This is a genomic window from Rhodococcus sp. T7 (assembly GCF_009872365.1).
Classification (GTDB): domain Bacteria; phylum Actinomycetota; class Actinomycetes; order Mycobacteriales; family Mycobacteriaceae; genus Rhodococcus_F.
Map to the genome: position 1 here is coordinate 91,244 of NZ_WXYH01000022.1, position 20,859 is coordinate 112,102.

The window sequence follows — 20,859 nt, forward strand, 5'->3', positions numbered from 1 at the left end:
CGCCGAATGCCGAACTCGTTTCTCTGGATCGGGCTCGTCGTCGTGTGGCTCTTCGTCCTGGTCCCGATGCTGGTGAACAACCGCCCCCGAATTCGGCAAACCAGTGACGCAGCACTCGCGACGCGCGTGCTGCACCGCGGCGACGAACGTCCCGTGCAGCGTGGACCCGCGGCAGGGCACCGCAGCGACCCGTACTGGCAACCGGAACCGGACCACTACGGCTACGACGCGGAGGACCTTGTGGACACTCACGCAGAGGAAGACGATTTCGACGGTGAGCGGGCCCCGGTCGGCGAGTACGTGCCGGTGCGCCGGGGACGTGGCGGCTTCGATCCCGAGGCCGACGCGATCGCGCGCGAGGCCCGCTACGGGTTTCGGCAGCGATCGCTTCTCGGGCTGGTGTTCGCGACGATCATGTCGGCGGCGCTCGGCCTGATCATCTCTCCGCTGATGTGGTGGGCGTTCGCGGCCGGCGTGGCCGGTCTCGTCGCCTACATGGCGTACCTGCGCCGGCAGGTCCAGATCGAGCAGGAGATCCGTCGGCGGCGGACCGCGCGTCTCAATCGCTCGCGGCTGGGTGTCGAATCCCGGAGCGACGACGAACTCCGGCTCATCCCCGCACGGCTGCGGCGTCCGGGCGCCGTCGTCCTCGAGGTGGACGACGAGGACCCTGAATTCGATCACCTCGACCACTTCGACGACGAGCCGATGCAGCAGGCGACGATGCGCCGGGCCGCCGGTGAGTAGCCCTCGGATCCGGGCCGAAAGCCACGTCGGTGCAGGCGATTCGCTCCCTCCGCGGGTTGCCTGCTAGAGTTTGCCGAGCGGATCGCAGGATCCGCGCGGGGCTGTGGCGCAGTTGGTAGCGCGCTTCGTTCGCATCGAAGAGGTCAGGGGTTCGATTCCCCTCAGCTCCACCGCAGAAGAGGCACTCACTCCATCCGGAGAGAGTGCCTCTTCTGCGTTCCGGCCCAGGTGAGTGCCGTCGTCGGGGGTTCGAGGTACCTGGCATTCCGCTTCAAATTTGCCAAAAGGTAACTGAATGCTGTGTACTGTCCGTAGGTCATCAAGGGGTCGATCGCACGGGGTGGAAATACATGCAGGCAATGCGCAAGATCTCGCAGTTTCTCGAGCCGGCGACGGTGGTTGCGACCATCACCGCGACGATGTTGCTGGTAAACGCTCTGTGAACTCCCGTCGGCCAACCGACGCCGCGACGACCCTGACCGATCAGCACCTCCAGGCGGCAACGCCGAGCCCGTAGGGGTTCACCGAAGCTGCTCGAGTCCCACCTGGCTCGGGCATCGCTGGTGGTGCCGGTTCCCCGACACCGGCACCACCAGCACCTCCGCTCGATCCGCTCGTTACCATGACAGCGGCGATGTCGCCGTGAACGTGGTGTCGTGTCGTGAATACGAGGGGGGTGCATTGTGAGCGCGCGTCGCGTCTTTCGAAGGCTGACCGTGGCCGGGCTGGCTCGGCCTTCCTGTCTGGGCTCGCCTGGATCACTGTTTCGGCGTTCCCGTCCGACGCCGTCGCCGGCCCCCAGTACCACGAATGCGACGGCGGCCGCTGCGAAGACGGTTCCACCGGGTCTCCCGGCGGTGGCAAACCTCGAGATCCAGACCCACCGTGCGAGAGCCGGAGCAGATGCGGTGGCGGAGAGCCCAGCGGGACACAGGAACCCAGCGAGACGGCCGAACCCAGCGAGACGGCCGAGCCCAGCGAGACGGCCGAGCCCAGCGAGACGGCCGAGCCATCTGGGACCCAGGAGCCGTCCGGGACCACGGGACCAACCGAGTCCGCTGAACCTACCGGGACGTCGACTCCTTCGACGTCCCGTGTCGTCGTCGCTCCGCCCAACCCGATCGAGTTGCCGCCCCCGGCCGAACCGAAGGTTGTGCGCCCGGACACGTCCGGAGGCGACGACTCCGGTGACGTGGGTTCCGGAGACGTAGGTTCCGACGCTGCTGCCGCCCCGGGCGCGGAGAGCCCGGCCGCGCCCCCGGCGTCCGGGGGAGCGCCGGCAGGAGGGTCCGCTCCCGGCGCCGCCGTGGCAGGTGCGAGCGGTTCCACGGATTCGGCGCCCCAGGACCGGCCAGCGGGGGAGACCGCCGGCAGCGACGCTCGATCGCCCGGCGCGCAGGCGCCTGCCCAGGGCGATCCCGCTGCCGCACCGCCGGGAATGGTTCCCGTGGTCCACAGTGAGCCGTTGCCCGCGATCACCGTTCTCGGTGGGGTCGGCGTGCTGCTGTGCTGCGCCGGCGAAGCGGGAGCGCTGACCTTCAGGGGTGGGCGCGCACAGCAGGCGCGCATCGCGGCCGCTCGGGCGGAATTCTTCCCGCCCGCTTCGAATGGAGGGGTGTAGTCGTGGGGGCGAACAGATCTCATCGTCGGGTGGCGGCGGCCGTGGACGCGGTGTGTGACGCGGCGGCCAGAGCCGAGGCAGTGACGCTCCGGCACGTGGTGGACGCGGTGGCCCGTGAACGGCAGCGTTCCATCGAACTCGATTTCACGAAGCCGATGGCACCCGGGGTCTGCGGCCAGCGGCGTGCGTACCCGGACCGGGACGTCATCGTGCTGGCGCCGGGCCTGCCGGACCTCGACCGCACGCTCGCGCACGAGTTGGGTCACATCGTGTTTCGGCACGAAGGCGCAGAGATCGTGGCCGCGACTCTCGAAGCCGGCGACGATCTGATCGCCTACATGCTCAGCCAGCGGTCGCGGCGGCGGGGAGACGAACAGCCGTCCGACGAGGTGGCCGAGTGGGAGGCCGAGACGTTCGCGTCGATGCTGCTCATCCGTTTGAAGACGATGCAGGGGCGCGGTACTCCCGTGTCCGTGCTCCGATACGACGAGGCGATCGGCTGATGGGCTGGCTGATTGCGCTGGTCGTATGGACGGCGGCGGGTGCCCGGATCGGCCGGGTCGCCGCGCGTCAGCCGACGCCACTGCGGGTGGCGATGGTGGTGGCCGTGTCCAGCGCGGCAATCGCGTCGACCCTCGCCGTTCCGGACGTCGCCGGTCGCCTCGACACCCTGGCCCCGACGGCCGGCCTGTCGGAGATCGTCCTCGAACTGGCATGGACGCTGTTCGCCGCCGCGAGCGCGGTCGGCGCGGTCTCCGTGTGGCCGATACTCCCACGTCCGGCGCTGCGGGCGGTGGCCGTGATCGTCTACACCATCGCCCTCGTGCTCGGAATCGGGCTTGCCGGTGGAATTCCCGTCCCCGCGCTCGTGTTCATCGTGATCGCGCTGACCGCGGTGGTCGTGACCGGCGGCCGGCACGTCGCGTGGACCCCGCTCGGCCGGGGAATCTCGCTGATCGTCGTCGGATCCGCGACGGTCCTCGCGGCAGCCGTCGTGGGACTGGTGCGTGAACTGTCGGGGCAGACGTGGATCGTCGGCTCCTCGCCTGCGTACACCGTCGCGGCCGTGATCGTGTCGGTCGGCACGGTGTGGGTGCTCGTCGAAACCTGGCTGCGCGCACGGCAGGACCTGCGCCGCATGGACACTCTGCATTCGGTGCTCGTCACCCGGTTCCCCGAAGTGGTCGAGGGCGACGGCAAGGGCAGCACCACCGTTCTGCGCGCCTCGGACGCCGTCGCCCATGTCATGGACGCGCTGTACCTGCAGGCGGGTGCGGGCATGCTCGACACGGACGAACAGCAACTTCCGGAATCGACGGCCGAGCGCGCCGAGATTCTCGCGCGCTGGATCCACGACCCGGTCGTCTCGGACGTTCTCGACACCGAATGGATCGCACCGCCCCAGGGCATGTCGCCGCGCCGATGGGTCCTCGAACTCGCGGACGCGTACACCGAGTTCGGCTCGTCGTCCCCGGCTCTCGCGCAGGCGGACACCGCGGTTTCGGCTGCGGACTAGCCGGAGCGGCCCGTGAGGCCGGTCAGTCCGGCGAACCGGTGACCAGCCACCCGCACGGCGCGGCGAGGTCCTCGGCCTCGGGCGGTCCCATGGATCCCGCGGGGTACGGCTTGGCCGGGGGCGGGTCACGCAGGAGCGCGTCGGCGACGGTCCAGACGTGGGCCAGGCCGTCGGGGCGCGTGAACAGCGACCGGTCGCCGTGCAGGACGTCGAGGATGAGTCGCGAATAGGGTGCGAGGGCGTGGCCGAGCGGCACCGTGTCGAGGGGCAGCCCCAGGTGGCCCACCGACAGGCTGTCCTCGGGTCCGGGCTCCTTGACGACCATGGAGATGTCGATCTCGCCGTCGCCCTTCAGATCGAACGTCAGGACGGCGCCGTCCGGCGGAATGTCGGTGAGCGGGCCCTGCGGACTGCGGAAGACCAGGCTCACCCGTTGCTTGCTGACGCCCAGCATCTTTCCGGTGCGGAGGAGGAACGGCACTCCGCGCCAGCGGTCCGTGTCGACCCACAACCGGGCGGCGACGAACGTCTCCGTCGTGGAATCGTCCGCGACACCGTCGACGTCGCGGTACCCCTCGTACTGGCCGAGCACCACGTCGGCCGTGTCCAGGGGCCGGAACGCCCCGATCACGGATTCCCGTGCGGATTGGAGATCGTCGGCGCCCAACGTCTCGGGCGGTTCCATCGCGATCTCGGCGGCGACCTGGAACAGATGCGTCACCAGCATGTCCAGGACGGCGCCGGTGGCGTCGTAGAACCGGGCGCGGTCGTCGATGTCGAGTGTCTCGGGCACGTCGATCTGAATCTGCTCGACGTGTTCCCGGTTCCAGACACCCTCGATCATCCCGTTGGCGAAGCGCAGGATGTGCAGGTTCTGGGTGCTCTCCTTGCCGAGGAAGTGGTCGATCCGATAGATCTGCTTCTCGTCGAGGACGTGGTGCACGGCTTCGTCGAGTTCGGTGAACGCCTCCTGGGAAGTACCGAACGGCTTCTCGTACACGACGCGTGCGCCGCGGGCCAGATCGTGAGCGCCGAGCGCACGGGTGGTCTCGGCGAACGTGCTCGGCGGCAGCGCCAGGTAGTGCACCAACTGCGCGTCGGCCGCACCGAGGTCCTGCCGCGCCTGCTGCACGGCCGCGGGGAGTGTTCCCGGATTGTCGGGGGTGAAACCGCCGCCGGCGAATCTCAGCCGCCGGGCGAACGGTTCCCAGTCGGCGTCGTCGTGCGGCACTCCGAACTGGTTCACGACGTCGTGCACGTGGTCGCGGAACTGATCGTCGGAGACGTTGCCGCGCCCGGTGCCGATCAGCATCCACTCGGAGTTCAGGAGCCCCGACAGGGCGAGCTGGAAGAACGCTGGGAGGACCATGCGTTTGGACAGGTCTCCGGTGGCACCGAAGAGGACGAAGATCGTGGGACCGAGCTGCGGTCTGTCAACCATTGCTCCATCATGCGCCACGGAGCCACGCCGGGCAGGGCAATCCGGCGGTGTCGTCGGGCCCGCACCCGTGAGTCCTACGTAGATCTCCGAAGCGATTCTCCGCGAACTCGTTGCCGCCCAACGGCTCTCGTCGTCAGCGGGACGCGTCCGGCGGAACCTCCGGTAACCCCTCGCTGGCGCGGAGTTTCTCGGCCATCGTCGTGAGCAGATTCTGCGACTCTTCGGAGAGGTCGAACGCGCGGCTCGAGAGCTTGCGGAGTCCGTATCCCTGGAGTTGCGAGAGAAGCTCGAGATCGTGGTCGATCTTCGCGGCGTAGATGTCGTTGAAGAAGTAGTCGGGCTTCACCTTGAAGAAGCGGGCGAATGCCGCGACCGTCTCGTCCGAGGGATTGGTGCGTTGGCCCGATCGGAGCTGGGAGATGTAGGGCTTCGAGATCTGATGCCCGTCCTCGATCAGCGCCGCCGCGACCTCGGCGTTGGTATGCGGTTTACGTCCCGGAGGGTGGACCGTGTCGAAAAGCTTGTTCAACCGCGCAGCAAAATCTGCCATTGTGAGCCGCCGGGTCCTCTCTCGTGCGCGCGTCAGTCGTGTGAACGACACCGTACCACGATGATAACCGATTGATAACTCACGGACATAGAGGCAAAACGCCGTTCGCTCGAGCGGGGCTTATCTCATATATGTTTCAATCACCGCGCGCCGCTCGCTCGGGGATCGTCGGCTTTTTGGGGACTCTCTGTGCTCGTCACGCCCGTTCTACCGTTGAAAGTTCAAGGGCGGACTCGGCCCGGGCCGAGATGTGCTCGCGTCGGCGTCCGCGGTCGAGGGCGTGGCTGCATGGTTGCCGTTTCAATCACTGAGAGTTTGCTGGCACCATCGCAGGGGTGTGCGCCGCGAGGCGGGAGTGCCCATCGCCCCTGTTCAGGACCACAGTGTTGCGTTGCGCATCGCAACGACCAGAGGTCGCTCGCGGCCCGCGGGGCTCGGTGAACACTACTGTGAACCGGTGCCGTCTGCACGGGCGGCGGGCCGCGCGCCGTCGATCCGGCTCTCGGCCGCCGCGAAGGACCGCCGCCCCGCCCCGGCAAGCTGGACGATAGTCCAGCTCAGGTGGGGTTCTAGCGGCCGCCGCAGACCTCCGAGTCTGGTCAAAACTGAAGCCGTCAGGGATGATTGTGATATGGAACACAGAATGAGTGACGCCGAGCTTCGGAAGGCGATTCGAGTTCTGCGCGAGCGCGCCGACGACGCCCGGCACCGAGGAAACGACGACGATGCCAATGGGATCGAGAGGACGATTCGTACTTATCAGGAAGAAATGACCCAGCGGTTGTGAACCGTCACGAACCGGCCCGCCGAGGGCCGGTTCGCGTCTCTTCCGGGCAAATGCGCCGCCGCGGTTGCGTGCGCGCAATCAGATTGCGTGCGTAGACTTCCAGCCGACACGGATCGGTGACGACGGGGGCGCACACGGCTATGGCGATCAAGACGCTGGACGGCAAGAAGTGCCTGATCACGGGTGCAGGTAGCGGAATCGGGCAGGCAACCGCCCTGGCTGCCGCGGCGGAAGGCGCCGAACTGTTCCTCACCGACATCAACGAAGTCGGCCTGGCGCAGACGGTCGAGCAGGTCGGCAGCGGTGGGGGCACCGTCAGTTTCTCGCGTGCGCTCGATGTGTCCGACTACGACGCGGTTGCCGCATTCGCCGCCGACGTCCACGAACAGTTCGGCAGCCTCGACGTCGTGATGAATGTCGCCGGCATCTCCGCGTGGGGGACGGTCGAGAATCTCGAACACCGTCACTGGAAGTCCATGGTGGACGTCAATCTGATGGGTCCGATCCACATCATCGAGAGTTTCGTGCCCCCGATGGTGCGGGCGGGGCGCGGCGGACATCTGGTCAACGTCTCTTCCGCCGCCGGGCTCCTGGCACTTCCGTGGCATGCGGCGTACAGCGCAAGCAAATTCGGGCTCCGCGGAGTCTCCGAGGTCCTGCGGTTCGATCTCAAACGGCACGGCATCGGCGTGAGCCTCGTGGTTCCCGGCGCCGTCAAGACGCCGCTGGTGGGCACCGTCGAGATCGCGGGCGTCGACCGCGACGATCCACGCATCCGAAAGGCGATCCACCGTTTCGAGAAGCGGGCCGTCACGCCCGAAAAAGTTGCTTCCTGCATCATCGCCGGCATCAAGAAGGACCGGTACCTGGTGTACACGTCGCCGGACATCCGGTTCGGCTACTGGTGGGCCCGCAAGTTCTCGCCGCCGTACGACTTCGTGATGCAGCGGGCGAACGACCAGTTCAGCAAGTTCCTGTAGGGGCTACGCCTCACCGGCGCGGAGCACGGTGCCGTCGGTGAATCGGACGCCGTCGGTGCACCGGCACTCGACCTGCCCGGCGCCGAACTGCTCGGCGTGGAGGCGCGCGTACAACCCTTGCCGCGCAAGGAGTTCGGTGTGCGTGCCGCGTTCGATCAACGTGCCCTCGTCGATCACGAAGATCACGTCGGCGTGCTGAATCGTGGACAGCCGGTGGGCGATCGCGAGGGTGGTGCGTCCGCGCATCACCTCGCCGAGGGCGCGTTGGACGAGTCGCTCGGAGACCGTGTCGAGCGCGGACGTCGCCTCGTCGAGGATCAGTACGCGAGGATTCTTCAGCAGCACCCGGGCGATGGCCAGGCGTTGCTTCTCGCCGCCGGACAGGCGGAATCCTCGTTCCCCGACCAGGGTGTCGTAGCCGTCGTCGAATCCGAGGATGCGGTCGTGGATGTTGGCGGCTGCGGCGGCCGCCTCCAATTCGGTATCCGTCGCGTCCGGTTTGGCGTACCGAAGATTGTCGGCGATCGACGCGTGGAACAAGTACGGGTCCTGGGTGACCATTCCGACCGCGTCGGCGAGTGAACTCATCGTCAGATCGCGCACGTCGTGGCCGTCGACGAGGACGGCGCCCCTGTCCACCTCGTACAGGCGCGGCACGAGGTAGCAGAGCGTGGTCTTGCCTGCCCCGGACGGTCCGACGAACGCGGCGAGCTGACCGGGTTCGATCTCCAGCGACGTGCCCGCGACCGCCCAGCGCCTGCTGCGACGTTCCGCCGGTGCGGTTTCGGGCGCCGCCGCGGCCGGGAACCGAGACGCGACGGTCGCGACGCCGCGCACGCCGCCGCCCCCACCTCCGCGGCCCAGGCTGCGCAGAGCCACCGGGTCGGGATCCGCGGTGGCCAGGCGGACGGGCGCGGGATACGCGAAGTACACGTCGTCCAGTTCCACCCGCCCGGGGGAGTCCGCGGGCAACTCGACGGCGTCCGGCCGGTTCACGATCGCGGGTTGCAGGTCGAGGTACTCGAAGATGCGGCGGAACAACGCCATCGACGTCTGGACGTCGAGCGTGACCCGCATCAGCGAGACCAGCGGTTGCAGCAACCTGGCCTGCAGCGTCGAGAACGCGACGAGTGTTCCCGCCGAGAGCGCCGCGGACCCGCCGCTGACGAGATACCCCGCCAGCAGGTAGACGAGGGCCGGAGTGATCGCCATGAACGAGCTCACGACGGCGAAGAAGCCCTGCCCCGTCATGGCTTGGCGCACCTGAAGTTCCGTCTGCCGGGCGTTCTCGGTCCGATACCGGTCGAGTTCGGTGTCGGCCTGGTTGAACACCTTCGTCAGCAGCACACCCGACACGCTCAGCGCTTCCTCGGTGATCGCGGTCATGTCCGACAACGACTCCTGCGTCTTGCGCGCCAGGACCCGCCGCCGGGCGCCGACCCGCCGCTGCAGGTAGACGAAACCTGGGAGCAACGCGACCGCGAGCAGCGTCAGCTGCCACGACAGCAGCAGCATTGCGACGAGGGACGCCGTGACGGTGACGACGTTCGAGAGGATGCTCGACGCCGTGGACGTGAGGACGGACCGCACCCCTCCGACGTCGTTGGCCAGACGCGACTGGATGGAACCCGTCTTGGTGGAGGTGAAGAACGCCAGTTCCATCTTCTCGAGATGGGCGAACAGGCGTTCCCGGAGATCCGCCATCGACAGGTTGCCGACCTTGGTGGTGAGGTAACTCTGGCCGACGCCGATCACCGAACCCGCCAGCGTCACCACGATCATGGCCACCACCAGCCACAGCAGCAGCGTCAGATGCACGCCGCTGCCGTCGGTGGGGAACAGTGCGCGGTCGAATACGGCCTTCGTGAGGAAGGGATTCACGATGCCGAGGAGCGCGGAGACGACGATCGCGGCCGCGACGAGCGCCAGCCATCCGCGGTAGGGGCGGAGGAGCGCCCAGATGCGGGGGAGTAGCGAAGGCTCGGGCGCCTGCTGTGTGGATACGGGACCGGTCGCGGACATCTCCCCATCGTGCCCACCGAGCGGAGCCCTGGCGAGTCGATTCGGTCCGGTTACGGCCGGTCACCGTGCCCCGGGATGCCGAGTTCGCCTCGCACTGCGGCGAGGAAGTCTTCTTGGGCGCCCTTCCCGGACTGGAAGTGGTCGGCGAACTGTTGCTGGCGGGTGGACAGGGCGTCCGCTGACACGACGTCATCTGCCGCGAAGTCGGTGCTCAGCCAGCCGATCGTCTCGGCGCCGGCCAGATACTCGACCACCATTCGCCGTGCCGATTCCACTACCGCCTCGGATCCGATCAACTCCACCGCCGCGAACTTCGAGCCGAGCACGATATTCTGCCGCGGTAGCGGCCCGAGGATTTCGAGCGTCACGCCCGAGAGGACGGGGCCGTCGAAGTGGTCGAATGCCACCGACACGGAACTCGCGGTGGTGCACACCTCGTTGGCCGCGGTGAGGAACTCCGAATAGATCTGCTGCCGCTGCGTTCGCAGGAACTCGTTCGAGGACTGGTTCACCGTCGCCTCCACCTGATTCGACGTGTTCAGAAGTGTGAACGCCCCTGCGGACACGGAACCGATCAGGGTGCCGACGACGGCCATCGTGGCGACGAGCATACTGAGTCGAAACTCGTGGCGTCGCACAGCCATTCGGTCGCCAGGTTCGGCACTCTTTGTCTCGCTCATCGTCCCGCTCCCATCGACGCTCCACCGGTGTACGTCGACTCTCCCGCACGGCCTGCGACCCGTCGCGCGTAGTCGACTACGCGGGTTGTGAAACTTTTCGTGGGGGTCGGAGCGATATGCGTAGTAGGTCGGGACTCTCCGAAATTGAAGGTCGGGGACTCTGTGAATCGAAGGTGAGCACAATGAACAAGATCGCACTCCGCACCGCAATCGCTTCGGCCGTCATCGCTCCGGTGATGCTCGTCGGCGCCGGAGCGGGCACGGCGACGGCCGCACCCATCCTCAGCGCAGGAGGCGCAGGCGAGATCAGCATCAAAGTGCCGGATAAGGAAAGCTGGAACTGCTTCGCGCTGGATTCGAATTTCGGTCTCAAGGCGGGCGTCGGCACGGTCGGAGGTTTCACTAGAGGGTCCAACGTGACCGTGTTCTGTTTCGGCACCACGGCACCGTTCTTCTTCACCGGCAGTGTGAAGGCGGGAACCTGATCTTCGCTACCTGAGGTGAGGTCGCCGCAGAGCCCGGTTCAGCGTTCAGCGCTGAGCCTGGCCACTTGCGCCGCGAGGTACTGCTGCTCCGGCACGCTGGTGGTGCGGTTCGCTGCGGATCGGTAGTGCGCGACGGCCGTTTCGGTGTCGCCGGCCATCTCGAACAGGTGGGCGCGGACGGCGTCGAGCCGATAGTGCCCGGCCAGGGTCTCGTCGAGGGGCCCCAGCATCGTCAGTCCCGTGGCCGGTCCGTGCACCATCGCCGCGGCCACCGCGCGGTTCAGCGTCACCATCGGATTGTCCGACATGCGCTCGAGTAGACCGTACAGCGCGAGGATCTGCGCCCAGTCGGTGTCCTCGACCCGATCCGCGTCGTCGTGCACCGCCGCGATTCCGGCCTGCAGTTGGTAGGCCCCAACCGAGCCGTGGGCGACGGCATCCATCACCACCTGCTGGCCCTCGTCGATCAGCTCCCGGTCCCACAGCGTGCGATCCTGCTCCGCCAGCGGGATCAGCTCGCCGTGCGGACCCGTGCGGGCGGGGCGACGGGCATCGGTCAGCAGCATCAGCGCCAGCAGCCCGCCCACTTCACCGTCTTCCGGCAGCATCGCGTGTACCGCCCGCGTGAGCCGGATCGCTTCGGCGGACAGTTCGGTGCGGTGCAGATGATCGCCGATGCTACTGGCGTACCCCTCGTTGAAGATCAGATAGAGCACATGCAGCACGGACCGCAGGCGTTCCGTCCACTCGTCACCCGTCGGCCGGCGCAGTGGTATCCCGGACGACGTGATGCGTTGCTTTCCGCGACTGATCCGTTGTGCCATCGTCGCTTCCGGAACCAGGAACGCATTGGCGATCTCGGCGGTGGTGAGACCCCCGACCGCGCGCAGCGTCAACGCGATGGCCGAGGCCGGCGTGAGAGCAGGATGGCAGCACAGGAACAGCAGGAGCAGGGTGTCGTCCCGATCCGGCACGTCCGTGGCACGCACCTGCCGGGCAACCGCCTCCTCCCGCGCGCGGCGGGCGATCTCGCTGCGGATCTGATCGGTCACCTTGCGGGTGGCGGTCTGGATCAGCCAACCCCGCGGATTGTCCGGTAGCCCCTCCCGCGGCCAGTGCTGGGCCGCGGCAAGCAACGCTTCCTGCACCGCGTCCTCGGAAGCCTCGAAATCGCCGGACCGCCGCACGAGCGCACCGAGGACCTGCGGCGCCAGTTCGCGCAGCAGGTCCAAGGTTGCGTAGTCGGTCTTCACAGATCGACGTCGGGTGCGCCCATCACCTGCCGGACGTCGATCGGCTGCTGGATCGGCGCCCCACCCGGGCCCGGGGCCGCCGACGTCCGCGCGGCGATCTCCAGCGCCCGCGCCTCGGATTCGACGTCGATCATGCGGTACCCGGCAAGCAGTTCCTTCGATTCGGGAAACGGTCCGTCGGTCACCACCGGAGCACCCTTGCCGTCGAACGTGACACGCTTCGCGACGTCCGGCCCGGCGAGCCCCTGCGCGTCGACGAGTTCGCCGTTCGCGACCAGCTCCGCGTTGAGGTCCTGCTGGAACCGGATGTGCGTCTGCATCTCCTCCGGCGTCCACTCCGTCATGGGCACGTCGCATCCCGCGCCGGCCTGGTAGTGCTGCAGCAACATGAACTTCGGCATCGTCTTGCTCCTCGTCGTGTGGTGCGCCCATTCTGGCGCTTTCACGTACAGGACGGAGCCCAACCGGCGTTCTCGACATCCTTCGAGAACATTCTTCGAAGAATTTTTCAGCGGTGCCCGGCGTGCAGGCAGTCCTCGAACAGCGTGCGCACCTCGTCGACGTGCCGGTCGAGATCCGCGAGGTCCCAATCGTCGGTCGGCACGGGCGCGAGGACGTCGACGTCGACGGTGCCGGGGTGCGCGACGAGCGAGTTCCGCCACATCCGTTCGCCGGCGTTGTGGATGACGATCGGCACGATGGGCACCCCCGCCTGCATGGCCAGGTGGAATCCGCCCTTCTTGAACTTGCCGAGGCGCGGGGTCGGTGAGCGGGTGCCCTCGGGGGCGATCGCGATGGAGATGCCGGACTGCAGTTTGTCCACGGCCGGGCGGAGGGCCGCCCGTGCCTTGGTGCTGTCTGACCGGTCGATGTAGGCGACGTCGAGGAGGGCGCCCACGGGGATGAACCGGGGGTCGCGCGCGGCCTCCTTCTTCGCGACGCCGGTGACGTCGCGCCGGATGACGCTGCCGATCACCAGCATGTCGAGGGAACTCTGGTGGTTGAACATGAAGACCGCGGGCCTGGCCGACCACGCGTTCTCCCTGCCCTTGATGCGTACGTTGATGCCGCAGATCGCGAGCGCGAGGTCCGGTCCGAAGCTGCCGACAAGGTTGGCGCCGGTCTGCCGGTTCTGGGTGAGCAGGCCCGCGGAGACGCCGAACGCCGCGGCGCCCATCAGCGCGCCGATCGCGGTGGTGGTGCGGGCGATGGACATCGGGTCGGCGCCGCTCTCGGGGGGGCGCAGATGCACCGACGGCCACCCGTTCTGCCGCGCAGTGGCCGCGAGCTTGCGGTCGGGGTTCAGTGCCACGGGATGTCCCACCGACTTCAGCATCGGAACATCCTCGGCGCCGTTGGAGTACGCGAAGCTGTCACCGAGATCGGCGTCGTGCTTGTCGGCGTACTCGCGCAGTGCCTCGGCCTTGGCCGGTCCCCACAGTGGTGCCGATTCGAGCTTTCCGGTGAGCATCCCGTCCAGGATCGCGGGCCGGGTGCACAGCACGTCCTCGGCGTCGATGTCGAGGTCCGCGGCCACCGACAGCGCCTGATACGGGGTGGCGGACGTTGCCATCACCACCCGGTGACCGGCGTGCCGGTGCGCGGCGAGCAGGCCGCGGACCTCGGAAAAGATCATCCTCGCGATCTCCTGCCGGAACAGCCGCTGCCCCCACTCCTGCATCTCGTCCTCCATGCGCCCGGCCAGGCTCTCCACGCCGATGCGCATCAGGTTGCCGACGTCGGCGCCCCGGAAGCGGGTCTCCACCGCGGCGTTCGTGGTCCGGAGAAGCTCGGCCACGCTGATGTCGAAGCGCCGCAGGCGGTCCCGGTAGACGACGCTCGCGGAGTACCCGCTGATCAACGTGCCGTCCAGGTCGAACGCCGCGAGGGTGGCCGGGCCCGGAACGGCGGCCGCGATGTCGTCGTGGAGACTGCGGAGATCGCTCATCTACTCACCTACCACCCATCTGGTCGAGATTCTCGTGCGTGGTCGAGATTCTCGTGCGCGATGGCCCGGATGCGGAGCACCTGGCCGATCAAGGTCTGGAGTTCGGCCTCGAACTCGACCCGCCGGGCCGCCATGTTCTCGGCGTTCGGTTCGACGAGTCCCCGGTTCCGTGCCAGTTTGAGCGCGGTCGTGAAGAGTTCGGCCGAAATCGACTCGCTGCTCCCGATCTGCTGCCGGAGCCGTCGCTGCTCGGCGAGCGCGAGGCACGCCGTCATGAATGCCTTCTCGTCAAACTTCCGGTCCACAGGGGTGCGTAGCAGCTGAGCCGCGACCACCGCGTACGCCTCCAGGAACGGCTGCAGAACCCGGTGCGCCAGGTGAATGCGCATCCCGGACAACAGGTTCGCCGCATGCTGGGGGTCACCCAGGTTCGATTGCCACGCCGGGTCTATCAGGTCCAGTTCGGCGCGCAGTTCCTTCCGGAAGCTGTCCTTCTCGCTGAAGAAGAATTCGAACTTGAGGAGGTCGCGGATGCGGAGCGCCGCATTCCATCCGTCCTCGAGCGGGTCGGTGAACTGCTGATCGACGGCGGCGCGCAGCACCATCTCCGCGATCGCCCGCATCACCAGGAAGTGAATGGTGTTGTTGCGGTAGAACGCTGCCACGAGATGCTGGTCGCGGCCGAGGTAGAACACCCGCTCGCTGCCCTGGTCGAAACTCTTCAGGACCCCGGAGTCGAGATGGGTGCGCACGGCCTTGCGGATCACCTGCGGATCCGTCAGATCCACGTCGCCCGCGGTCGGCAGCGAGCGCGCCGTGATGTAGTCGACGAGCGGTCCGAGGATGCCGCCGACCTCGGCGACGGTGAGCGCCCGGTCCTCGATGCCGAGGAACGCGAGCATGACGAGTGAGGACGCCGTGACGGGGGTGACCTCGTTGATGCGGTGGCACACCTCGAACGCCGTCTTCTGCACCGCCAGCCGCAGGTCGTCCTCCTGGCCGAGGTAGTCCGCCAGCGACATCGGCCTGCCGACGTTGACGTGCGCGACCCCGTGCCGTTGACCCTGCGCCCGAACATATCCGAAGAGCCAGCGCAGACTCTCCTTGCTCTTCGCCTGGCCGTGCGCCTCCGCCGCCATCGCCCCGACCTCGTACAGCTGGTCGTAGGTCAGCGACACCGGCACGAGGTACACGTCGGACATCCCGCTGTCCTGGAACGCTTTCGCGAGGTAGTTGAGCAGGCCGAACCGCGGTGGCCGCAGTTTCCCGGTGCGGCTGCGACCGCCCTCGATGTACCACTCGAGGTTGAACCGTTTCGTGAGCAGGTAGCGCATGTACTCGCGGAGCGTCCACTTGTAGATCTCGTCGCCCTCGATCTTGCGGCGGATGAACACGGTGCCGCTGCGCTTGCCGATCGGCCCGATCGGCCAGAAGTTGATGTTCAGCCCGCCCATCACGTGGTTGAGCGGAAGGTCGTTCGCGAGCAGGGCAGGCCGCAGCACCAGCGGGTCGAGGTACGAGCGGTGGCTGGGCAGGAACACCAGGGAATGTTCCTTGTTCAGCTCCCGCAGGTCGTCGAGCCGGGTGGTGTCGACGTCGAGGCGGTACGCGCGGGAGAAGTAGCGGCCCAACTGATCCCACAGTGCGATGGCCCGCCGGCTCTGGGCGGCGACCATCTCGTCCAGTGCGCCGCGGGCCCGGCGATCCACCTCGGCGACGGGAAGATTCAACTGGGCGGACAGTTCGTGCGTGCCGTCGTGGTACCGGCTGGCGTCGGTGATCTCGTCGACGACGAACCTCGACACCTTGTACTGCGTGCCCAGCACGGTGCGCTCGGCCCGTTCGAGGGTCAGCGCCGCCTGGCGGCGGATGAAATCCGGGAGCGACCCGCCGCCGTTCTCGGCGAGCCGGCGTTCGAGGTCGCTGAGCGGGGCCGGGTCGCCCTCCAGAACCTGGCATCGGGCCGGGTCGTCGCGCATCACCCGGCGTTGCATGTTCTGGCCGGGGTGCAGCGGATCGCGCAGCGACAGCGTCTCCCGGAATCGCTGCGCGCCGTCCGGATGGGTCTCCTTCGGCAGCCACACCACCCGGAGCGGGGTGAGCAGCGGATCGTCCTTCCGGCGTGCCAGATCGGCGAGGGCCTGATCGGTGACGCGGACGGTGGGCGGTGGCTGACCGGAGTCGTTCGCCTGCCGCTCCAGCCACGTGCGGAGAACGTCGTCCTCCATCTCGCTCATCGTCTCGATGAGATAGACCCGTGGCCGTGTCGTCTGCTCGTCCATCGCGCCAGCCTTTCCTTTCACCCGCGGCCGAGTTCGACGATCTCGTCGAGACTCTCCTGCAGGCACGACATGAACCGCGCCGGTTCGGTCACGGCGGCGGTGTCGAGATTGACACCGATGCAGCACGTGCCGACGTGGGAGACCAGAGTTGCCATGACCGCGCAGCCGGGGGCCGGGCCGAACGGGAACATCCGCTCGATCCGGGCACCCGCGAGATACACGGGCACGGGCACACCTGCGACGTTGCTGGCCTGCAGATCGAGGCCCGTCGACTGCGAGAGGTACCAGTTGGCCAGCACCACCGTCGGGATCCGGACCAGGATCGGGGCGGCGGAATCGAGCAGCCCGAGCGCCGGTTCCTGGCGCAACCCGAGAATGATCGTGCGTACCTTCTTGATTCGCGCGATCGGGTCGCGCTCACCGACCGGTCCGGCGAACCGGGCCGCCGCGAACCGGTTGCCCCCGGTCGGGTCCGACGCCGAACGCATACTCACCGGCATCCCCACCGGGATCGTCTCGAGGTCGTGGCCGAACGACTCGTGATAGCGGCGGAACCCGCCCAGCAGCGCTGCCACGTACGCGTCGTTCAACGAACCGCCTGCGACGTGGGCGGCGGAACGCAGTTCGTCGACACTCACCTCGAGCACGCCGAACCAGCGTCCGAGCCCCCGGTCGCGCAGCAGGTCCGACCCCGTGGTCGGGGGCGGGGTCACCACCCGGCGGATCGAGTTCGCGTAACCGGCGACCTCCGTGACACTGCCCACCGGGTCGCCGACGACCGTCATCGCCGTCCGCACCGCACCGCGGATCAGGCCGCCGAGACGGCCGGGGACGCTGCGCACATTGTCGAGCGCCTGCTCGAACAGGGCGCCGCCGCCCGACATCCGCTCCGGCAACGGCGCAGGCCGATCCGGTTTGTCCGGCGACGGTTCGGGGCGCCTGCTGTGCAGCAGCGTCATCAACTGGATGCCGCCGAGACCGTCCGTGATGCTGTGGTGCGTCTTCACCACGTAGACGGCGCGGCCGTCGTCGAGTCCCTCGATGAGCATCGCGCTCCACGGCGGCCGGGCGCGGTCGAACGGCTCCGTCGCCATGTGCCTGCACATCCGCAGCGCATGGTCGAACGTCGCAGGCTCCGGCAACCGCACCCGCGACAGGTGATAGTCGAGATCGAACTCGGGGTCGACCGACCACATCGGGTTGCCCAGCCGCAGCGTCGGCTCCACCACCCGCATCCGGATGCGCGGCACCATGTGCGACGCCCATTCGTGGGCACGCACGAGCCGCTCCCAGTCCGGCGGCTTGTCGAGGACGTCGACCGCGACGATCGGTGAGCGCAGCTTCGGCTGCACCTCCTCCATCCGCCACATCCCGGTCTCGAAGTCGGACATCGTGCGGTCCGCTCCCCAGGCGACGTCGGAGAAATCCACGTCGACGGCACTCGGTGGTATCAGAGGTTCGCCGTCGGCCATGCCCACCCTCATTCGGTTACTCGAGTTGCCCTCAGCTGCTGCTTTTCCAGTGTGGACCCGCCCCGCAGATCGCGTCCCTGGTTCCGGCGGATTGCGCGGCGGACTTTCCGCCTGAGGCGCTCCGCGCCCGTGCGTGGCTGACGAGTCCCTGGACTCCTTCGCCACTCACGGAGTTGTCGTAGGCTGCCGTCATGGCGAAAAGCTTCGACTACTCCGAACAGGTCGCGTACCCGATCGACCGCGTGCACGCGACGGTGACGGACCGGGCGTTCTGGCAGCACCGGTTCGAGGAGGCGCCGGAGAAGCTCACCCTCGACGACAGCCGCGGCCCCGGCACGCTGACGGCGACGATGCGCGACACCATCGGCGCGTCCTCCCTCCCCGGGCTGGTGCGCAAGGTCGTCTCCGGTGAACTGAAGGTCGAGCGGGCCGACGAATGGGGCGCACTCGACGGCGACCGTGCCGACGGCCGGATCAGCGGCAGTTCCACCGGGATCCCCGTGAAGATCGACTGCACGTCGGTGCTCCGCGCGTCGGGCGACGTCACGGTCCTCGACGTCTCCGGAACGGTGCAGGTCAAGATCCCGCTCGTCGGGGGACAGATCGAATCGCTCGTCAGGAAGCTGATCGGCGACATGATCGGGCAGGACCGCGACGCGATCGAGAAGTGGCTCGGCGACAGCTGACGCTCACGCCTCCGGCGCGGGGCCGTCCAGTTCGACGTCCAGCGTGCGGGCACCCGGCCCTGCCGTCCCCAGCCGGTCGTGGCTGTTGACGATCGCGCAACTGCCCAGCGACAGGCACCCGCAGCCGATACAGCCGGTCAGGTTGTCGCGGAGCCGGATCAACTGCTCGATCCGCTGATCCAGATCGGCGTGCCACCGCGTCGACAGCTTCTCCCAGTCCTTCCGGTTCGGGGTGCGGCCCTCGGGGAGGGTCGCGAGGGCGTCCCGGATCTCGGCCAGCGGAATCCCGACCCGCTGGGCGATGCGGATGAACGCGACCCGCCGCAGCGTGTCCCGGCGATAGCGACGCTGATTGCCGGACGTCCGCCTACTGGTGATCAGCCCCTCGCGCTCGTAGAAATGCAACGCCGACACCGCGACGCCACTGCGCTCCGACAGCTGCCCCGGCGTCAGTTCCTTCGCTCTCCATTCGGGCATCTCCACGACAGGCAACCTTTCACCGGGTTACCTGAACAATACTCGAGGTCAGTCGCGGCGGAGATGACCGTGGAGGTGGTGCGTGAGCGGAGTCAGGTCGTGCGCCATCCACAGGTCGTACGTGAGGTCGCCGCCGCGCACCGACAACTGTCGCCGGATGCTGTGCACCGGTTTGGCGTCCGGGGACGCACTCAGCGCCACCATCGACAACTCGATGATCCCCTCCCGGATCTGACCGCGGTGGATCTCGGTGAACCCGGTCGGCTGGGCGACGAGCAGTTCCGCCTCGTCCTCGGCGACGAGCCGCAGATACCCGGACTCCGAGTGCAACGGCCGCCCGGTGCCCGCCTCCCGCGTCCGAGACCGGTACGCCAGGAACGGTTTACCGCTGGGAGCGAATTCGATCTCCTCCGTGTACGCGAAGTCGTCGATCGTCGGGTACGCACCCTCGCCCTCCCCGCGCCACACACCGGCGAACGGCGCCAGGGCGGGCGGCACGGACGGAACCGGCGCAGACGAACTCGCCGTCGCATCCGTGTGCGCCGGCGAGAGAGTCGAGTTCTCGTCCATGAGATACCTCCGCCGCTTCACGGTACTCGCCTGCGGGGCCGAGGGACACGGTCGGCGGCGGAGCGTTTGAGCGTGCCTGCCGGGCCCGCCGGCATTACCGTCTAGACATGAACGCGTCGGGTTCTGCACCGCTGGGGGCCAACTCCGAAGTCGGGCAGCTGCGTGCCGTCCTCCTGCACCGGCCCGGGGACGAACTGAAGCGGCTGACGCCCCGCAACAACGACCAACTGCTGTTCGACGGACTGCCCTGGGTCGACCGCGCACAGGAGGAGCACGACGCGTTCGCGGACCTCCTGCGCAGCCGCGGCGTCGAGGTCCTGCTGCTGTCCGACCTGCTCAGCGAGACACTCGGCGCCAGCGGAGCCGCCCGCATCCAGGGCATCGGCGCGGCCGTCGACCCCCGCAAACTGGGCCACACGTTGGCGCAGGAACTCGCCGCACACCTCCGCGGCGTCCCGGCCCCCGAACTCTCCACCATCCTCACCGCGGGCATGACGTTCGACGAACTGCCCGTCGCCGCGAACACGGCGTCGCTGGTCCGGCGCATGCACCACGGCGGCGACTTCGTCATCGACCCGCTGCCCAACCTGCTGTTCACCCGGGACTCGTCGTTCTGGATCGGACCGCGCGTCGCGATCACCTCGCTGGCACTGCCCGCCCGCGTCCGCGAAACGTCCCTCACCGACATCATCTACGCCCACCACCCGCGTTTCCGGGGCGCCCGGCGCGCCTACGAATCCCACACGGCCCCCGTCGAAGGCGGCGACGTCCTGCTCCTGGCACCCGGCGTCGTCGCCGTCGGAGTGGGGGAGCGCACCACACCGGCCGGCGCCGAGGCGTTGGCGCGCAGCGTCTTCGAGGACGAACTGGCGCACACCGTGCTGGTGGTGCCCATCGCGCAGGCCCGGGCGTCGATGCACCTCGACACCGTGTGCACGATGGTCGACCACGACGCCGTCGTGATGTACCCGATCATCCAGGACACGCTGTCGGCGTTCACCATTCACCGCGAGGACAAGGGCGTGTCGATCCGTGGCGCCGACCCGTTCCTGAGCGCCGCCGCCGAGGCCATGGGCATCGGCAAACTGCGCGTCATCGACACCGGACTCGACAACGTCACCGCCGAACGCGAACAGTGGGACGACGGAAACAACACGCTCGCACTCGCACCCGGCGTCGTCGTCGCCTACGAACGGAACGTCGAGACCAACGCCCGGCTCGAGGCGTCGGGCATCGAGGTATTGCGGATCGCCGGTTCCGAACTCGGTTCGGGCCGCGGCGGTCCCCGCTGTATGTCCTGCCCGGTGGCCCGCGACCCGCTGTAGGCGGCTCCGCCACCCGT

The 20,859-nt window shown here is 68.0% G+C and carries 20 protein-coding genes and 1 tRNA gene; 10 read left to right on the top strand and 11 right to left on the bottom strand.

Going from position 1 to position 20,859, the window contains the following annotated elements; all coding sequences use genetic code 11:
- Positions 1 to 6 precede the first annotated feature (6 nt).
- From sepX to MLGJGCBP_RS03565, 5 genes are all read left to right on the top strand, one after another.
- Positions 7 to 747, top strand: coding sequence for a divisome protein SepX/GlpR (gene sepX, locus MLGJGCBP_RS03545; protein WP_160094074.1), 741 nt, complete (start codon positions 7 to 9; stop codon positions 745 to 747).
- 97 nt (positions 748 to 844) lie between these two features.
- Positions 845 to 917 (top strand) — tRNA-Ala (locus MLGJGCBP_RS03550).
- A 1,022-nt stretch (positions 918 to 1,939) separates the two neighbouring features.
- The gene (locus MLGJGCBP_RS51385; protein WP_236580902.1) at positions 1,940 to 2,368 is read left to right on the top strand and encodes a hypothetical protein; all 429 of its coding nucleotides are present in this window, start codon (positions 1,940 to 1,942) and stop codon (positions 2,366 to 2,368) included.
- Positions 2,369 to 2,370: 2 nt separating this feature from the next.
- Positions 2,371 to 2,871 (top strand): ImmA/IrrE family metallo-endopeptidase, encoded by a 501-nt coding sequence (locus MLGJGCBP_RS03560; protein WP_087559986.1) that lies wholly within the window; start codon positions 2,371 to 2,373, stop codon positions 2,869 to 2,871.
- Positions 2,871 to 3,884 carry a hypothetical protein gene (locus MLGJGCBP_RS03565; protein WP_160094075.1) on the top strand — a complete coding sequence of 338 codons (1,014 nt, stop codon included), beginning with the start codon at positions 2,871 to 2,873 and terminating at the stop codon, positions 3,882 to 3,884. Before MLGJGCBP_RS03560 ends, MLGJGCBP_RS03565 begins: the two co-directional genes overlap by 1 nt.
- A gap of 22 nt (positions 3,885 to 3,906) precedes the next feature.
- Here the strand turns inward: MLGJGCBP_RS03565 and MLGJGCBP_RS03570 are convergent, their stop codons facing one another.
- A complete protein-coding gene (locus MLGJGCBP_RS03570; protein WP_160094076.1) occupies positions 3,907 to 5,325 on the bottom strand; it encodes a glucose-6-phosphate dehydrogenase in 1,419 nt (472 codons plus the stop codon).
- A gap of 133 nt (positions 5,326 to 5,458) precedes the next feature.
- Positions 5,459 to 5,875 (bottom strand): helix-turn-helix domain-containing protein, encoded by a 417-nt coding sequence (locus MLGJGCBP_RS03575; protein ID WP_087559989.1) that lies wholly within the window; start codon positions 5,873 to 5,875, stop codon positions 5,459 to 5,461.
- A 643-nt stretch (positions 5,876 to 6,518) separates the two neighbouring features.
- Between MLGJGCBP_RS03575 and MLGJGCBP_RS50315 the strand changes: the two genes are divergently transcribed.
- Both MLGJGCBP_RS50315 and MLGJGCBP_RS03580 read left to right on the top strand, forming a co-directional pair.
- Positions 6,519 to 6,662, top strand: coding sequence for a hypothetical protein (locus tag MLGJGCBP_RS50315; protein ID WP_005561362.1), 144 nt, complete (start codon positions 6,519 to 6,521; stop codon positions 6,660 to 6,662).
- Between the two features lie 140 nt (positions 6,663 to 6,802).
- Positions 6,803 to 7,642 carry an SDR family oxidoreductase gene (locus tag MLGJGCBP_RS03580; RefSeq protein WP_087559990.1) on the top strand — a complete coding sequence of 280 codons (840 nt, stop codon included), beginning with the start codon at positions 6,803 to 6,805 and terminating at the stop codon, positions 7,640 to 7,642.
- Between the two features lie 3 nt (positions 7,643 to 7,645).
- Here the strand turns inward: MLGJGCBP_RS03580 and MLGJGCBP_RS03585 are convergent, their stop codons facing one another.
- Together MLGJGCBP_RS03585 and MLGJGCBP_RS03590 are read right to left on the bottom strand one after the other, a co-directional pair.
- Positions 7,646 to 9,664, bottom strand: a complete 2,019-nt coding sequence (locus MLGJGCBP_RS03585) for an ABC transporter ATP-binding protein (RefSeq protein ID WP_160094077.1) — start codon at positions 9,662 to 9,664, stop codon at positions 7,646 to 7,648.
- 50 nt (positions 9,665 to 9,714) lie between these two features.
- Complete coding sequence (locus tag MLGJGCBP_RS03590) at positions 9,715 to 10,275, bottom strand: hypothetical protein (RefSeq protein ID WP_236580903.1); 561 nt, start codon at positions 10,273 to 10,275, stop codon at positions 9,715 to 9,717.
- Positions 10,276 to 10,526: 251 nt separating this feature from the next.
- Here MLGJGCBP_RS03590 and MLGJGCBP_RS03595 point away from each other — a divergent pair, with 251 nt between their 5' ends.
- A complete protein-coding gene (locus MLGJGCBP_RS03595) occupies positions 10,527 to 10,829 on the top strand; it encodes a hypothetical protein (RefSeq protein ID WP_160094079.1) in 303 nt (100 codons plus the stop codon).
- A gap of 38 nt (positions 10,830 to 10,867) precedes the next feature.
- Here the strand turns inward: MLGJGCBP_RS03595 and MLGJGCBP_RS03600 are convergent, their stop codons facing one another.
- The 5 genes from MLGJGCBP_RS03600 to MLGJGCBP_RS03620 all read right to left on the bottom strand — a co-directional run bounded on the left by MLGJGCBP_RS03600 (position 10,868) and on the right by MLGJGCBP_RS03620 (position 17,784).
- Positions 10,868 to 12,082 (bottom strand): RNA polymerase sigma factor, encoded by a 1,215-nt coding sequence (locus MLGJGCBP_RS03600; protein WP_160094080.1) that lies wholly within the window; start codon positions 12,080 to 12,082, stop codon positions 10,868 to 10,870.
- The gene (locus MLGJGCBP_RS03605; RefSeq protein ID WP_160094081.1) at positions 12,079 to 12,483 is read right to left on the bottom strand and encodes a YciI family protein; all 405 of its coding nucleotides are present in this window, start codon (positions 12,481 to 12,483) and stop codon (positions 12,079 to 12,081) included. The genes MLGJGCBP_RS03600 and MLGJGCBP_RS03605 overlap by 4 nt, the downstream gene beginning before the upstream one ends.
- Before the next feature lie 107 nt (positions 12,484 to 12,590).
- Positions 12,591 to 14,030: an HAD-IB family hydrolase gene (locus tag MLGJGCBP_RS03610; RefSeq protein ID WP_087559996.1), complete on the bottom strand. Its 1,440-nt coding sequence runs from the start codon at positions 14,028 to 14,030 to the stop codon at positions 12,591 to 12,593.
- An 8-nt stretch (positions 14,031 to 14,038) separates the two neighbouring features.
- Positions 14,039 to 16,312 (bottom strand): glycerol-3-phosphate 1-O-acyltransferase, encoded by a 2,274-nt coding sequence (locus MLGJGCBP_RS03615; RefSeq protein ID WP_160094082.1) that lies wholly within the window; start codon positions 16,310 to 16,312, stop codon positions 14,039 to 14,041.
- A 17-nt stretch (positions 16,313 to 16,329) separates the two neighbouring features.
- Positions 16,330 to 17,784 (bottom strand): wax ester/triacylglycerol synthase domain-containing protein, encoded by a 1,455-nt coding sequence (locus tag MLGJGCBP_RS03620; protein ID WP_160094083.1) that lies wholly within the window; start codon positions 17,782 to 17,784, stop codon positions 16,330 to 16,332.
- Positions 17,785 to 17,975: 191 nt separating this feature from the next.
- Between MLGJGCBP_RS03620 and MLGJGCBP_RS03625 the strand changes: the two genes are divergently transcribed.
- The gene (locus MLGJGCBP_RS03625) at positions 17,976 to 18,470 is read left to right on the top strand and encodes a DUF2505 domain-containing protein (RefSeq protein WP_087559999.1); all 495 of its coding nucleotides are present in this window, start codon (positions 17,976 to 17,978) and stop codon (positions 18,468 to 18,470) included.
- Between the two features lie 3 nt (positions 18,471 to 18,473).
- Here the strand turns inward: MLGJGCBP_RS03625 and soxR are convergent, their stop codons facing one another.
- Both soxR and MLGJGCBP_RS03635 read right to left on the bottom strand, forming a co-directional pair.
- Entirely contained in the window at positions 18,474 to 18,953 is a 480-nt protein-coding gene (soxR, locus tag MLGJGCBP_RS03630) for a redox-sensitive transcriptional activator SoxR (protein WP_087560000.1), read from the bottom strand.
- Positions 18,954 to 18,995: 42 nt separating this feature from the next.
- Positions 18,996 to 19,517, bottom strand: a complete 522-nt coding sequence (locus tag MLGJGCBP_RS03635; protein ID WP_160094084.1) for an FABP family protein — start codon at positions 19,515 to 19,517, stop codon at positions 18,996 to 18,998.
- Positions 19,518 to 19,624: 107 nt separating this feature from the next.
- Here MLGJGCBP_RS03635 and arcA point away from each other — a divergent pair, with 107 nt between their 5' ends.
- On the top strand, positions 19,625 to 20,842 hold the full coding sequence (gene arcA, locus MLGJGCBP_RS03640; RefSeq protein WP_160094085.1) for an arginine deiminase: 1,218 nt from the start codon (positions 19,625 to 19,627) through the stop codon (positions 20,840 to 20,842).
- The last annotated feature ends 17 nt before the right edge of the window (positions 20,843 to 20,859 follow it).

Bases quoted from the DNA above. Each gene is read 5' to 3' on its own strand.
- sepX (WP_160094074.1), top strand. From the start codon at position 7: ATGCCGAACTCGTTTCTCTGGATCGGGCTCGTCGTCGTGTGGCTCTTC.
- MLGJGCBP_RS03565 (WP_160094075.1), top strand. From the start codon at position 2,871: ATGGGCTGGCTGATTGCGCTGGTCGTATGGACGGCGGCGGGTGCCCGG.
- MLGJGCBP_RS03570 (WP_160094076.1), bottom strand. From the start codon at position 5,325: ATGGTTGACAGACCGCAGCTCGGTCCCACGATCTTCGTCCTCTTCGGT.
- MLGJGCBP_RS03575 (WP_087559989.1), bottom strand. From the start codon at position 5,875: ATGGCAGATTTTGCTGCGCGGTTGAACAAGCTTTTCGACACGGTCCAC.
- MLGJGCBP_RS50315 (WP_005561362.1), top strand. From the start codon at position 6,519: ATGAGTGACGCCGAGCTTCGGAAGGCGATTCGAGTTCTGCGCGAGCGC.
- MLGJGCBP_RS03580 (WP_087559990.1), top strand. From the start codon at position 6,803: ATGGCGATCAAGACGCTGGACGGCAAGAAGTGCCTGATCACGGGTGCA.
- MLGJGCBP_RS03585 (WP_160094077.1), bottom strand. From the start codon at position 9,664: ATGTCCGCGACCGGTCCCGTATCCACACAGCAGGCGCCCGAGCCTTCG.
- MLGJGCBP_RS03590 (WP_236580903.1), bottom strand. From the start codon at position 10,275: ATGCTCGTCGCCACGATGGCCGTCGTCGGCACCCTGATCGGTTCCGTG.
- MLGJGCBP_RS03595 (WP_160094079.1), top strand. From the start codon at position 10,527: ATGAACAAGATCGCACTCCGCACCGCAATCGCTTCGGCCGTCATCGCT.
- MLGJGCBP_RS03605 (WP_160094081.1), bottom strand. From the start codon at position 12,483: ATGCCGAAGTTCATGTTGCTGCAGCACTACCAGGCCGGCGCGGGATGC.
- MLGJGCBP_RS03610 (WP_087559996.1), bottom strand. From the start codon at position 14,030: ATGAGCGATCTCCGCAGTCTCCACGACGACATCGCGGCCGCCGTTCCG.
- MLGJGCBP_RS03615 (WP_160094082.1), bottom strand. From the start codon at position 16,312: ATGGACGAGCAGACGACACGGCCACGGGTCTATCTCATCGAGACGATG.
- MLGJGCBP_RS03620 (WP_160094083.1), bottom strand. From the start codon at position 17,784: ATGGCCGACGGCGAACCTCTGATACCACCGAGTGCCGTCGACGTGGAT.
- MLGJGCBP_RS03625 (WP_087559999.1), top strand. From the start codon at position 17,976: ATGGCGAAAAGCTTCGACTACTCCGAACAGGTCGCGTACCCGATCGAC.
- MLGJGCBP_RS03635 (WP_160094084.1), bottom strand. From the start codon at position 19,517: ATGGACGAGAACTCGACTCTCTCGCCGGCGCACACGGATGCGACGGCG.
- arcA (WP_160094085.1), top strand. From the start codon at position 19,625: ATGAACGCGTCGGGTTCTGCACCGCTGGGGGCCAACTCCGAAGTCGGG.